Source organism: Nonomuraea sp. B5E05 (assembly GCF_039880665.1).
Taxonomy (GTDB): Bacteria; Actinomycetota; Actinomycetes; order Streptosporangiales; family Streptosporangiaceae; genus Nonomuraea.
Map to the genome: position 1 here is coordinate 80,132 of NZ_JBDPMJ010000018.1, position 11,546 is coordinate 91,677.

At 70.1% G+C, this 11,546-nt stretch carries 13 protein-coding genes and 1 pseudogene; 3 read left to right on the top strand and 11 right to left on the bottom strand.

Translation table 11 applies throughout. The features are described 5' to 3' along the window. Positions 1 to 50: 50 nt before the first annotated feature. Positions 51 to 689, bottom strand: coding sequence for a maleylpyruvate isomerase N-terminal domain-containing protein (locus ABGB01_RS29645; RefSeq protein ID WP_347776822.1), 639 nt, complete (start codon positions 687 to 689; stop codon positions 51 to 53). A gap of 88 nt (positions 690 to 777) precedes the next feature. After that, entirely contained in the window at positions 778 to 1,506 is a 729-nt protein-coding gene (locus tag ABGB01_RS29650) for a nucleotidyltransferase domain-containing protein (protein WP_347776823.1), read from the bottom strand. A gap of 10 nt (positions 1,507 to 1,516) precedes the next feature. Between ABGB01_RS29650 and ABGB01_RS29655 the strand changes: the two genes are divergently transcribed. After that, on the top strand, positions 1,517 to 2,284 hold the full coding sequence (locus ABGB01_RS29655) for an SDR family oxidoreductase (protein ID WP_347776824.1): 768 nt from the start codon (positions 1,517 to 1,519) through the stop codon (positions 2,282 to 2,284). 25 nt (positions 2,285 to 2,309) lie between these two features. Here the strand turns inward: ABGB01_RS29655 and ABGB01_RS29660 are convergent, their stop codons facing one another. The 3 genes from ABGB01_RS29660 to ABGB01_RS29670 all read right to left on the bottom strand — a co-directional run bounded on the left by ABGB01_RS29660 (position 2,310) and on the right by ABGB01_RS29670 (position 4,404). Continuing rightward, positions 2,310 to 2,726: an SDR family oxidoreductase gene (locus ABGB01_RS29660; protein ID WP_347776825.1), complete on the bottom strand. Its 417-nt coding sequence runs from the start codon at positions 2,724 to 2,726 to the stop codon at positions 2,310 to 2,312. A gap of 64 nt (positions 2,727 to 2,790) precedes the next feature. Continuing rightward, complete coding sequence (locus tag ABGB01_RS29665) at positions 2,791 to 3,732, bottom strand: ribose-phosphate diphosphokinase (RefSeq protein WP_347776826.1); 942 nt, start codon at positions 3,730 to 3,732, stop codon at positions 2,791 to 2,793. 33 nt (positions 3,733 to 3,765) lie between these two features. Continuing rightward, a complete protein-coding gene (locus tag ABGB01_RS29670; RefSeq protein ID WP_347776827.1) occupies positions 3,766 to 4,404 on the bottom strand; it encodes an HAD family phosphatase in 639 nt (212 codons plus the stop codon). A 126-nt stretch (positions 4,405 to 4,530) separates the two neighbouring features. On the opposite strand from ABGB01_RS29670, the gene ABGB01_RS29675 reads away from it, so the two are divergent. Next, the gene (locus ABGB01_RS29675) at positions 4,531 to 6,330 is read left to right on the top strand and encodes an alkyl sulfatase dimerization domain-containing protein (RefSeq protein ID WP_347776828.1); all 1,800 of its coding nucleotides are present in this window, start codon (positions 4,531 to 4,533) and stop codon (positions 6,328 to 6,330) included. Between the two features lie 101 nt (positions 6,331 to 6,431). On the opposite strand, the gene ABGB01_RS29680 is transcribed toward ABGB01_RS29675, so the two are convergent. Beyond that, positions 6,432 to 7,631 (bottom strand): helix-turn-helix transcriptional regulator, encoded by a 1,200-nt coding sequence (locus tag ABGB01_RS29680; protein WP_347776829.1) that lies wholly within the window; start codon positions 7,629 to 7,631, stop codon positions 6,432 to 6,434. Between the two features lie 40 nt (positions 7,632 to 7,671). After that, the gene (locus ABGB01_RS29685; protein ID WP_347776929.1) at positions 7,672 to 8,118 is read right to left on the bottom strand and encodes an SgcJ/EcaC family oxidoreductase; all 447 of its coding nucleotides are present in this window, start codon (positions 8,116 to 8,118) and stop codon (positions 7,672 to 7,674) included. A 262-nt stretch (positions 8,119 to 8,380) separates the two neighbouring features. Here ABGB01_RS29685 and ABGB01_RS29690 point away from each other — a divergent pair. Then, positions 8,381 to 8,479: pseudogene (locus ABGB01_RS29690) on the top strand (TetR family transcriptional regulator); the annotation flags it as partial. Between the two features lie 342 nt (positions 8,480 to 8,821). Here the strand turns inward: ABGB01_RS29690 and ABGB01_RS29695 are convergent. The 4 genes from ABGB01_RS29695 to ABGB01_RS29710 all read right to left on the bottom strand — a co-directional run bounded on the left by ABGB01_RS29695 (position 8,822) and on the right by ABGB01_RS29710 (position 11,457). Beyond that, positions 8,822 to 9,289, bottom strand: coding sequence for a hypothetical protein (locus ABGB01_RS29695; RefSeq protein WP_347776830.1), 468 nt, complete (start codon positions 9,287 to 9,289; stop codon positions 8,822 to 8,824). Between the two features lie 33 nt (positions 9,290 to 9,322). After that, positions 9,323 to 9,829 carry a hypothetical protein gene (locus ABGB01_RS29700; RefSeq protein WP_347776831.1) on the bottom strand — a complete coding sequence of 169 codons (507 nt, stop codon included), beginning with the start codon at positions 9,827 to 9,829 and terminating at the stop codon, positions 9,323 to 9,325. 64 nt (positions 9,830 to 9,893) lie between these two features. Further along, complete coding sequence (locus tag ABGB01_RS29705) at positions 9,894 to 11,156, bottom strand: transposase (RefSeq protein WP_347776832.1); 1,263 nt, start codon at positions 11,154 to 11,156, stop codon at positions 9,894 to 9,896. 151 nt (positions 11,157 to 11,307) lie between these two features. Beyond that, on the bottom strand, positions 11,308 to 11,457 hold the full coding sequence (locus ABGB01_RS29710) for a hypothetical protein (protein WP_347776833.1): 150 nt from the start codon (positions 11,455 to 11,457) through the stop codon (positions 11,308 to 11,310). Positions 11,458 to 11,546: the final 89 nt, after the last annotated feature.

Genomic DNA, 11,546 nt, shown 5'->3' on the forward strand with positions numbered 1-11,546 from the left:
CCCCGGTTCGGGAGCACGTCATGACCGGAAGGCACCCGTGCCGACCTCGTTCAGAAGGCGCTTATCGCCGCCGGTGCGCGCTCGGCCCGGCTCAGGGTGCGGATGACCGCGGTGGCTCCGTGGCGGTGCACGGCCAGGCGGGCCAGCAGGTCCACGACGGGCTCGATGACGGCCGGCGGCAGTTCGGGCGTGTCCACGCCCACGCTGGCCGCCAGGTCGTCGGAGTGCACGACCAGCTCCACCAGCCGGGTGAGCAGGAAGTCGTCCAGCCGCAGGCACCAGCCGGCCCAGGGCAGCATCACCACCCGGTCGGCCGGCTCGGCGGGCAGCGCGGCGCTCAGGTGGTCGAGCAGCGCCTGAGCCTTGTCCGCCAGCGCCGCGGGCCCGCAGGCCGAGGCCGCCTCGCCGCCGCGCCTGATGCCCACGTTGCTCTCATGGTCGAGGCCGGCCTGCACCCACGGCGAGCGCGAATAGTGCTCGAGGAGGTCGACGGGCTCCTGGACCTCGCCGTCCGCCGGGAGCACGTCGCCTACCCTGACGAGCTGGTGAGCCAGGTGCCCGGCCAGTCCCGCGACGCCGAACTCCGTCAGCGCGCTCGGCTTGTCCCACGACGTGCTCACGGCGGGGTGGCGCAGGAGCGACACCGCCGACGTCGCGGCCACCAGATAGGACTGCCTGATCTCCCCCATTTGCCGCCCTTTCCCCAATTCAGGTAGTACGCGCCAACGATAGCCGTTCGTGGTATTCCAGGGACTCCCAGGTGCGCGGCGGCGACCCTCAGGCCAGGGCCTTCCTGATGGCCGACCTGACGAACGCCCGCGCCAGCCGCGCCCTCCTGAACCGGCTCAGCACCGGAGGCGGAGTGCCGTACCTGCGGGCGCGGATGTCGGCCACCACGTTCTCCGGCGCGTCCATCCCGGCCAGCACGTCGAAAGCCTCGCGCTTGCTGATCAGGCGGCCCTCCCGCAGGGTGACCGTGGCCCTGGCGACCGTCAGCACGCCCAGGTCCACCCAGACGTCCTGCAGCCAGCGCCGCCGCGCCCGGGTCTTGGCCAGCCAGAAGTCCCGCAGGTCTGACCGGACGAACGCCATCAGGTCCTCGTCCGACACCGGCGGCAGCACCTCGCCGGGCGGCGGGCCGTACAGCCGCAGGGGCGCGGTGTGCAACTCGCGCCGCGTGACGGCGGTGACGGGACGGCGGAAGATGCGCTCGTGGGCCCAGGTCACATGCTCGGCAGCGAGATCGTCCAGCTCCTGGCGGGGCATGTAGGAGCAGTGCAGCAGGCCGGCGAGGGGCTGTTCGAGCGACCGGTGCACGGCCTTGATGTTCCGCCACTGCTGCATCGTCACGGGCGAGTCGAGCACCGCGATCAGGTCGAGGTCGCTGCGGCCCGGACGGTAGTCGCCGGCCCCGAGCGAGCCGTGCGCCCAGAGTGCGACCAGGGGGACGGCAGGTTCGATCCTGTCGAGAAAATCCTTCAGCAGGCGTTCGGTCGCTGCGTGCATGATGGCCACTATGATCGATTCACGGCGTACAGGAAAGGTCGCGCTGATCACAGGCGTGGGCCGCACCGTCGGCATCGGGGCGGGGATCGCCCGGCGGCTGGCGACGTCGGGCTGGGACATCGCCTTCTCCCACTGGTCCCCCTACGACGAGCGCATGGCCTGGGGCGTCGAGCCGGGCGCGACCGACGCGATCACCGCGGCCCTCGCGGACGCCGGCGCGGCCTCGGTGGCGATCGAGGCGGATCTCTCCGACGTGGCCACCCCCACCAGGATCTTCGACGAGGCGGAGCAGGCGCTGGGCGACGTCACCGCGCTGGTCATGTGCCACTGCGAGTCGGTCGACTCGGGCCTGCTCGACACCACCGTGGAGAGCTTCGACCGGCACTTCGCGGTGAACGCGCGGGCCACCTGGCTGCTGATCCGCGAATACGGCCGCCGCTTCCGCGGCGCCCACGGAACCGGCCGGATCGTCGCCCTCACCAGCGATCACACCGTCGGCAACCTGCCCTACGGCGCTAGCAAGGGCGCCCTCGACCGCATCACGCTGGCGGCCGCGCACGAGCTGGCCCACCTCGGCGTCAGCGCCAACGTGGTCAACCCAGGACCGGTGGACACCGGGTGGATGCCGGACGAGGTCCGCGAGCAGTGCATCCGCCAGACGCCGCTCAACCGTCTCGGCACGCCACAGGACACCGCGGACCTCGTCGACTTCCTCTGCTCGCCACAGGGCCAGTGGATCAACGGCCAGCTGCTCATGAGCAACGGCGGCTTCGGCTGAGCACCAACGGGCGGGTTCGTGGACGTCAGAGCGCGTGGCCTCCGGCCACCTGCAGCACCTGGCCGGTGATCCAGCGGGCCTGATGTGAGGCGAGGAACACGACGGCGTCGGCTATGTCGGCCGGCTCGCCCACCCGTCTCATGGGCACGACGGAGCGGGCATGCTCGTACGTGTCGGCGTCCATCCACCCTGTCTGCACAGGGCCTGGAGCGACGGCGTTGACGCGGATCCCGCTGGGGGCCAGGTCGAGAGCCGCCGCCCGGGTGAGGGCCTCGAGCGCCGCCTTGGACGTGCCGTAGCCGATCTGCCCGGGGAAGGCGCGGGCGGCGTCGGTGGTGATGTTCACCACGCAGGAGGTCGCGCCGGGCTGTACGGCCACCGCGTCGCCGAGCTCGGCGGCCAGTTTCTCGGCGGTGTCCGCCGTGCTTGAACCTCGTATCAAGCACGGCGCTTGCTCCCGTGAGATGTGGACATGATGGCGGTTACCCCAACGGCATGGCGGAGGCTCAGGGGCCGGTGTTGAACAGGGCGCTCACCGACTCGCCGTCGTGGATGCGGCGCATGGCCTCGGCCAGGGCGGGCGCGATCGACAGGACGGTGAGCTTGTCGCAGGGCTTGGGCGGCGGCACGGTGTTGGTGCAGACGATCTCCTCGACCTCCGGCAGCTCGCCGAGCCGTTCCACCGCCCCGGCCGAGAACAATCCGTGGGTGCAGGCCACGCGGACGGATCTGACGCCCCGCTCGCGCAGCCGGTCGAGCAGTTCGATGACCGTGGAACCCTTGGCGATCTCGTCGTCCAGGATGATCACGTCCTTGCCGGCCACCTCGCCGATCACGGAGCTGATCACCACGCGGTCGTCGCTGAAGCGCTGTTTGGCGCCCATCGCGACGTCGGTGCCGAGCAGGCGGGCGAAGGCGGCGGCCTCCTTGGCGTTGCCGAGGTCGGGGGAGACGACGACCGTGTTGGACAGGTCGTACTGGCGGAAGTGGGCGGCCAGCTCGCGCAGGGCGTGCAGGTGGTCGACGGGGACGCTGAAGAAGCCGTGCACCTGCGGCGAGTGCAGCGTCATCGCCAGCACCCGGCTGGCACCGGCGGCCACCATCAGGTCGGCGACCAGCCGGCCGCCGATGGAGATGCGGGGAGCGTCCTTCTTGTCGCTGCGCGCGTAGGCGTAGTGGGGGAGGACGACCGTGGTGCGTGCGGCGGAGGCGCCGCGGGCGGCGTCGAGCATCAGCAGCAGCTCGACGAGGTTCTCCTGCGTCGGCGGGACGAGCGGCTGGATGAGGAAGACGTCACGCTCGCGGCAGTTGGCCTGCAACTGCACTTCGAGCACGTCGTTGGCGAACCGGTGGACCTGGACGGGGTGCAGGGGAGTGCCCAAATGGGCACAGATCTCCTCCGCGAGCTCGGGGTGGGCACTGCCGCTGAAGACCGTTATATCGCGCACGGTTCCCAAAGCTTAGCCAACCCGGCCCGGCGTTCACGAGAGCAGCTCGGGGGTGAGCGCGTCGAGGTTGGGCAGTACGCGCCAGGCCAGGGCGAGCGCGTCGGGCGCCGGCGGGTAGCGCGGGTGGGGTACGGCGATCACATGCATGCCGGCGGCGTGGGCGGAGCGCAGCCCGTTGCTGGAGTCCTCGACCGCCACGCAGCCGCGGGGGTCGACGTCCAGCCGCCGGGCCGCCTCCAGGTAGCCGTCGGGGGCGGGTTTGCCGCGCGCGACCTCCTCGGTGGACACGGTGGCGGCGAAGCACTCCTTCAGCTCGGCGGCGTCCAGCACCACGTCGATCAGCGTGCGCGGGGACGAGCTGGCCAGCCCCAGCGTGTTGCGCTCGGCCAGGCGCCGCACCGCCTTCACCGCTCCCGGCATCAGCGGCACCCCGTCGCGGTAGCGGGCGGCCATCTGGTCGACGACGCCGCGGGCGATCTCGGCGGGTGGCCTGCGTACGCCGAGCTCGTGCAGGTAGGCGGCCCACTCGGCGGTGCTCATGCCCATGAGCCTGGACTGCGTCTCGGGCTGCCAGGCGCCGCCGTGCTCGGCCACGAACGCCCGGCGCACCTCCTCCCACACGGGCTCGGAGTCCACCAGCACGCCATCGAGGTCGAACACGCAAGCTCTCACGACCGCGAGAATACGCGAACGGCGACCGGCAACGCCCGGCTGTCATATGTCCTTATTGCCCGAGATTCATGCTATTAGGGAAGTCTATTGAGCTATCGGGAGTGATTCTCGGGCATGCCACACGGCATGGCAGACCTTCCACTTCACGACCAGGGCGACTTCGCGGACGCCGACCGCGGCTTCATCGCGAAGCTCAGCCCGGCGGTGGTCAGAACGGCGGACGGCCGGGTCGTCTGGGACGGCGACTCCTACGACTTCCTCCAGGAGGACTGCCCGGAGACGGTCCATCCCGGACTCTGGAGGCAGAGCCGGCTCTGCGCCAGGCAGGGACTGTACGGGGTCACCAGCGGCGTCTACCAGGTGCGCGGCCTGGACCTGTCGAACATGACGCTGGTCGAGGGCGATCGGGGCGTCGTCGTGATCGACCCGCTGATCTCCACCGAGTGCGCCGCCGCGGCGCTGAAGTTGTACCGCGCCCACCGCGGCGATCGCCCGGTCACCGGCGTCATCTACACCCACACGCATGTCGACCACTTCGGCGGCGTGCGCGGCGTCACCGACGGCGGCGTGCCGATCCTGGCCCCCGCCGGGTTCCTGGAGCACGCCGCGTCCGAACGGGTCTACGCGGGCCACGCGATGACCCGCCGCGCCGTCTACCTGTACGGCCGGGCGCTGCCCCGCTCGCCCGAGGGGCAGATCGGCTGCGGCCTCGGCATGACCGCCTCGACGGGCACCGTGTCGCTCATCCCGCCCACGCTGGACCTCACGCGTACCGGCCAGGAGGAGACGATCGACGGCATCCGTATGATCTTCCACCTCACGCCGGGTGCCCAGGCCCCCGCGGAGATGAACCTGCTCCTGCCCGACCATCGCGCCCTCTGCCTGGCCGAGAACGCCACCCACAACCAGCACAACCTGCTGTCCCTGCGCGGCGCCGCGGTGCGCGACGCCCGCGCGTGGGCACGCTACCTGACCGAGGCCGTCTCCCTGTTCGCCGACCGGGCCGACGTCGCCTTCGCCTCGCACCACTGGCCCACCTGGGGCGGCGAGGCCATCGTGCGCTTCCTGGAGCAGCAGCGCGACATGTACGCCTACCTGCACGACCAGACGCTGCGCCTGATCAACAAGGGCCTGACGGGCCCCGAGATCGCCGAGGCCATGACCATGCCGCCCCAGCTGGAGCGGGCCTGGCACACCCACGGCTATCACGGCTCGGTCTCCCACAACGTCAGGGCCGTCTACCAGCGCTACCTGGGCTGGTTCGACGGGAACCCGGCCCACCTGTGGGAGCACCCGCCCAGGGAGAGCGCCATCCGCTACGTCGCGTGCCTGGGGGGCGCCGCCGGCGTGGTGGAGTTCGCCCGGCGCTACATCGGCGAGAACGACCTGCGCTTCGCCGCCCAACTGCTCAACCACGCGGTCTTCGCCGACGAGGGCAACAAGGAGGCCCGCGACCTGCTCGCCGAGGTCTACACCAGGCTGGGCCACGGGGCCGAGAACGCCACCTGGCGCAACTTCTACCTCATGGGCGCCCTGGAGCTGGCCGACGGCATCGTGCCCGCCACCATGGACGTCACCTCTCCGGACCTGCTCGCCGCGCTGAGCGTCGAGCAGATCTTCGACTCCATCGCCATCCGCGTCGACGGGCCGCGCGCCTGGCACGAGCGGCTGGCCATCGACTGGCACCTGACCGACCTGGGGGAGCGGCACCGTACGACGTTGTGCAACGGCGTGCTCGTCCAGCAGCGCGACCCGCGCGACGCCGCCGCCGACCTGACCCTGCGGCTGACGAAGGAGCAGCTCGTGGGGTTGCTGGCGGGCAAGGGCGTCGAAGGGGTCGAACGCGAGGGCAACACGGCGGCGCTGCAGCGGCTGGTCGCCGTACTGGACCGGCCGGTGCCGGACTTCGCCATCGTGACGGCCTGACCGGGACTCCTCGCGAGCTAGACCCGGCCCACCCGCGCCCCACGACCGCGTAGGGCATCTCACCGGCCCTGCCAGGCATTTCGCCAGGCGTCCCGTCCGCGTCAAGAATCGCCACGAGCGTGCCGCCGACGCCACCTCGCGTCAGGCGACCGAACCGGTACGGGGGATGCGCGCTCGACGCCGTCGAACGGATCCGGCAGTTCACTGCGGACGCCTCCCATGAGGTGCGCACTCCTCTGGCCGGGTTTCGGCGTTTCCCCTTGCTGCGCGTCGTGCCGAATCCGGTCACCGGTAGGACCGAAGTCGATGCCCGCCAGTTCGGCCCGCGACGAGACGCCCAGCTTGGGAGAGGCCTTGTAGAGGTGGAAGCCCACGGTTCTGGGGCTGAGGAAGAGCTGGGCGCCGATCTGCCGGTTCGTGGCCCCGGTGGCGGCGAGCCGCACCACCTGCAGTTCTTGAGGGGTCAGGGTGTCGAGCGGTGCGGTGTCGGCGCGAGGGCTCGGCACCGTGACGGGGACGCCGGTCGCGGCCAGTTCCATGCGGGCTCGCTCAGCCCAGGGCGCGGCGCCCATCGCGGTGAAGCCGGCCAAGGCGGCGCTGAGTTGCGCGCCGGCGTCAGCGCGGCGCCGTGCCCGCCGCAGCCATTCGCCGTACATCAGCTGAGTCCTGGCTCGTTCGAAAGGCCGCCCGCCCCGGGAGTGCATCGCGAGCGCCGAGTCGAAGTGCGCCTCGGCTTCGTCGCGTGGGGCGAGCAGGGCGTGGCAACGGTGGGCGACTGCCGCCGCCCATGGTCGGCCGCTGGCCGCTGCCCAGGCGTCGAACCGGGCGAATGCCGAGGTCGCCCGATGGGGCTCGTTCAGGCGGGCACACGCCTCAACGTGGTCAGCGATGGCGAAGGTGACGATCACGGTGTGGCCGAGTGGCCCGTCAAGTACCCGTGCCATCCGCTCGGCCACTGCGTCGTAGCGAGTTCGTACGAGGTCGAGCAGGGTGAGCGCGCACCCGCCCCATCCGGAGCCGTTGCGCTCCTGGGCGGTGCCCTCCGCCTGGCCGGCGAGGCGGTCGGCCTGGATGTAGTCCTGGGAAATTTCCAACGGATCTGCTTGACCTGCACCGATACAGGCAGGTTCCATTTGTTGATCACTGCCGCTACCGTTCGCACGGTTCCTGATCGGTGACTGTGTGGGGTGGTCGATGTCGCCCCGGATGTTCTCCGAAGACCAGCTGGAGCGGTTACGGTCGTACCCCGATATGGCCACCCGACCAAAGGCCAAGATCAAGACACCGAACGGGCTGCGCACATGCTTCGAAGTCAGGTTGCCAGGGCCCGCCGAGAGCCACTCACTCCGGTTGCGGGACCAGGGTGTTGTGCCGGGCCACCGCCCACCAACGGCCGTTCTCTTTGACAAGCACGTAGAGGGCGACCATGACATGCTCGCGGTCGATGAGCTCACCCTTGTCGTTTGCTGCGCGAGCTCCCTTGTGGGCAATGGCGACATCCGGACGAAGGAACACGACGTCGAGCACGTCGTATCGCACGTACTCATCCTTAAGGAACCCGGCGAGTCCGGCCCGGCTCGCCTCGAGCACCACGTCGCGACCGTGAGCCAGCGTGCCGACGGCGTTGCCCATGATGGCATTGCTTGCCAGATCTGACACCATGAGCTCGGCGTCGTTGGTGTTGTAGGCAGTTTCGACATTCTTGATGATCTGCGTGATGGCCTCGCGGTCGACGCTGTGATCGACGCTGGAGTCCTCGATAACCGGTGCTTGGACGTTTGTGTGCATGCGGAACACTTAAGCACCTCAACCAAACTTGGGGTCAACGCCAGCAGTACGTGTTGATAATCACGTCGTTCGGCCTGCCAGTAGTGGTCGACCTGGCGCTCTAGGTCGACAAACCCCGTTGACGTAGCAGCAGGGCGGCCATGCTTCTCGCAAGGCGGCGGCCCGCCTCGGCTTTCTGGAGGCACAGCGTGCAACAGGGAGGGGCGCAGCCGCGGCGTTCGGCCTTCCGCCTTCCCGTCAGGACGCTGATCGCCGTTCTCGCATGGCCTGGCCGATCGAGGCCGCCACGGTCGCCGACATCTACGCGGCAGCCGAGATCTCCCCCGCGACGTTCTTCACCTACTTCCCCGCCAAAGAAGACCTGGTCTTCGCTGACCAGCCGGATCAGGTGGAGACGGTCAACGAGCTACTGGCCGGGCGGCGGCCCGGCGAATCCATGCGCGAGGTGCTCACACGCGTCTCGACATCCAGGCCCAGTGGGCAGAGGCCCTCGCGGTGGCCTTTCCCGACGAGATCGACGACACCGAGGCGCACGCGATCATCGGCTCACGGGCGCGGTGATCGCTGCCGCCATGGCCACCCTCCGCCGCGGCGACGCCGCGCTGCCCATGCCGGAGGTCGTCACCCGCGCCGCCACCACCGCCATGGACGCGATCCTCTGACACGCGAGCCCTGCTGATTCTGCTGGTGAATAGCAGCCGTGCTAGGTGCGGGCCGCCTCCGCGTGCAGCGCCTCGCAGGCCAGCCCGAGCAACGTCACCAGCACCGCCGCGAACACCGGCCCCAGCGCCAGCGGCACCGTCAGCTCGCCCGCGTGCCAGGCCGCCGCCGCGACCGCCGCCGACGTCAGCACCGTCACCCCGAACATGGCCGCCCACAGCGGCAACATCCGCAGGTAGGCGAAGAGCAGCCCGAACACCGGCCACACGAACGGCGGCGCCGCCACGGCCAGCGCGGCCCAGCCGCCCGTCACCAGGCCCAGCCACACGAGCGCCGGGATGGGCCTGCGTTCGATCATCGGGCCGGTGGAGTAGACGAGGCCGAGCAGCACACCTCCGGCGGCCACGGCCACGAGGCCGTCGCGCAGCACGGTGACGATGGCGATGAGCAGCAGCCCGCACGCCGTGACGTGCGTCGCCCACTGCAGCAGCCGCAACGGAAGGTTGCACATGTCCACTCAGCGTAACGCCGGGTGACCGCCAGGTCACCGTGTCCCGCGGCCGCCACGCCGGGTGAACGCCGTCAGCAGGTAGTACAGCGCGCCGGCCACCACGAGGGCGACCACCACGCCGATGTTCGCCGCCCCGAACGTGCCGGTCCGCAGTTCGTCGCTCATCAGGAAGCCCAGGACCTTGGCGATGTTCTCGTCGGCCGAGGTGATGAGGCCGAGCCCGACGATCGACGCCACGACCAGCGACACCAGGCCGGGCCAGTGCAGCGCCGGCGCGCCGGGACGCAGGAGCCGCTCGCGGTCCGCGCCGCCCGGCCCGCCGTACGAGCGGCCGCCCTCCCGTAGCCGCCACATGTCCACCAGGAAGACCGCGGCCCAGGCCGCCATCACCACGCCGATGATCGCCAGGAAGGCCTGGAAGGTGGCGAGGAAGCTGGTGGAGACGAACAGCAGGTAGTAACCGCCCAGCACCATGAGCAGCCCGTCGATCAGCACCGCGTAGTGCCGCCTGATCGGTACGCCGAGCGCCAGCATCGACAACCCCGACGATTGAACTCCTCCCCGGCCTGAACTGAAGGCCGGAGATTCTCCCGTCGCGTAGTGGTTAAGCGGCGCGCGGGGGTTGACGCTTCGCGGACCGGGCAGCCCCGAGGTCTCCACGTCCTGACACCACAGTTCCTGCGGCGTTGCGAATGTTGATCGCGGCGTTGGTGTCGGCGTGGCCGGTCCAGCCGCACGCGGGGTTGGCGCAGGAGAACCTGATTCCGTCCCGGGCCGCCGGGTCACGGTGGCCGCATTGGTGACAGGTCTGTGAGGTCCCCCGCGCGGGGACCTTCACGACGTGGCCGCCCTGGTCGATGGCCTTGTATTCCAGCAGGGTGACCGCCCGGCCCCACGCTTGCCCGGCGATCGAGCGGTTCAGCCCGGTCTTCTGCGCGACGTTCACGCCGGGGTTGGCGACCGTGCCGGTGGCCGAACGGACCATGTTCGTGATCGTTGAATCCTCCACCACGACGATGCCGAACGTGCGGGCCAGTTCGGTGGTGGTCTGGTGCTGCCAGTCAAGGGCTCGGCGCTTGGCCGTCGCGCGGAGCCGGGCGATCTGGTCGTAGGTGCGGGCCAGCCGATGCGAGGCCTGCCCGCCACGATGCCCGTCAGGATGCCCGCCAGGATGCCGGGTGCGCCGCTGGCGGGCCGACTTCTTCTCCAGCCGGCGCAGGCGCTCTCTCTCGCCGTCGCGCAGCCAGGGCCCGTGCTTACGCATGGTGCCGTCCGACAGGGCCAAGGCGACGGTGATCCCCCGGTCGATCCCCACGGCCGGACCAGGAGGGGCATCTGGAACCGGAGTGGCCATGGTCTGGGTCCGGAACACGATCTGCCAGCCGAAGGCGTCCTTGACCAGCCGGGCTCCGGTGATTCGCCCGGCCGGGCCGCCCTTGGTGAGGCCGGGCAGGTCCTTGGTCCACCGGAACCGTACCCGCCCGAGCTTGGGCACGTTGACCGCGCCCCACCGCCGGTTGACCCGCTTGATCTGCAGGTCGCGGGCCTGCGGAATGTCCACGGCCGGCCGGGATCGGAACCGGGCCTTGAACGTCGGGCGCTGGGCGGGGTGATCAGGGTTGAAGAAATTCGCCCACGCCTGCCGATACGTCTTCAACACCGCCTGCGCCGCCTGAGCGGGTAACTGCGCCATCCAATCGATCTCACGGCGGGCTGCCCGGATCGCCTCGTCGCACTCCTTCAACGACGCGAACCGGCCCTGCCGGAAGGTGAAGTACTCGTGCAACAGGTTCCACAGCGCGCGGGCGGTGTGCGCCTGGCCGTCCAGCACCGCCACCTGGGCCGCGCTCAACTCCAGGCGGGCCACATGCGCCCGCGTCTAAGCAGTACATCGAGCAGCAGAACCGGCCGGTCTGATCGGGGTGGACGCCGGTTCGCCTGGCGGCGAATCGGCTGTTCTTGCCCCACTACGCGGGACGGTCCGCTTCACCCCCGGCCTTCAGCTGAAGGCCGCAGCACTACGGACGAAATCGGTAGACACCGAACGCGACGCCGAACAGCGACAGGTTCGAGCCCGCCCACGGCCAGAAGAGATCTCTCGGCCGCCCGTGCCGCTCGGACTCGGGTACCGCGTTGATGCCGTTCTGCTCCACGGCCATCGTGTCCATGATCGGACGTTACTCGCCTTATGCGGAGAAACGAACCATTGCCTCTGGTACGGGGGCACGTTTCCGCCGCTGATCTGCGGTGAGACTCC

What these genes read in the sequence shown, in the direction of transcription:
- ABGB01_RS29645 (WP_347776822.1), bottom strand. Translation starts at nt 689, where the DNA reads ATGGGGGAGATCAGGCAGTCCTATCTGGTGGCCGCGACGTCGGCGGTG.
- ABGB01_RS29650 (WP_347776823.1), bottom strand. Translation starts at nt 1,506, where the DNA reads ATGCACGCAGCGACCGAACGCCTGCTGAAGGATTTTCTCGACAGGATC.
- ABGB01_RS29655 (WP_347776824.1), top strand. Translation starts at nt 1,517, where the DNA reads ATGATCGATTCACGGCGTACAGGAAAGGTCGCGCTGATCACAGGCGTG.
- ABGB01_RS29675 (WP_347776828.1), top strand. Translation starts at nt 4,531, where the DNA reads ATGGCAGACCTTCCACTTCACGACCAGGGCGACTTCGCGGACGCCGAC.
- ABGB01_RS29685 (WP_347776929.1), bottom strand. Translation starts at nt 8,118, where the DNA reads ATGCACACAAACGTCCAAGCACCGGTTATCGAGGACTCCAGCGTCGAT.
- ABGB01_RS29695 (WP_347776830.1), bottom strand. Translation starts at nt 9,289, where the DNA reads ATGTGCAACCTTCCGTTGCGGCTGCTGCAGTGGGCGACGCACGTCACG.
- ABGB01_RS29710 (WP_347776833.1), bottom strand. Translation starts at nt 11,457, where the DNA reads ATGGACACGATGGCCGTGGAGCAGAACGGCATCAACGCGGTACCCGAG.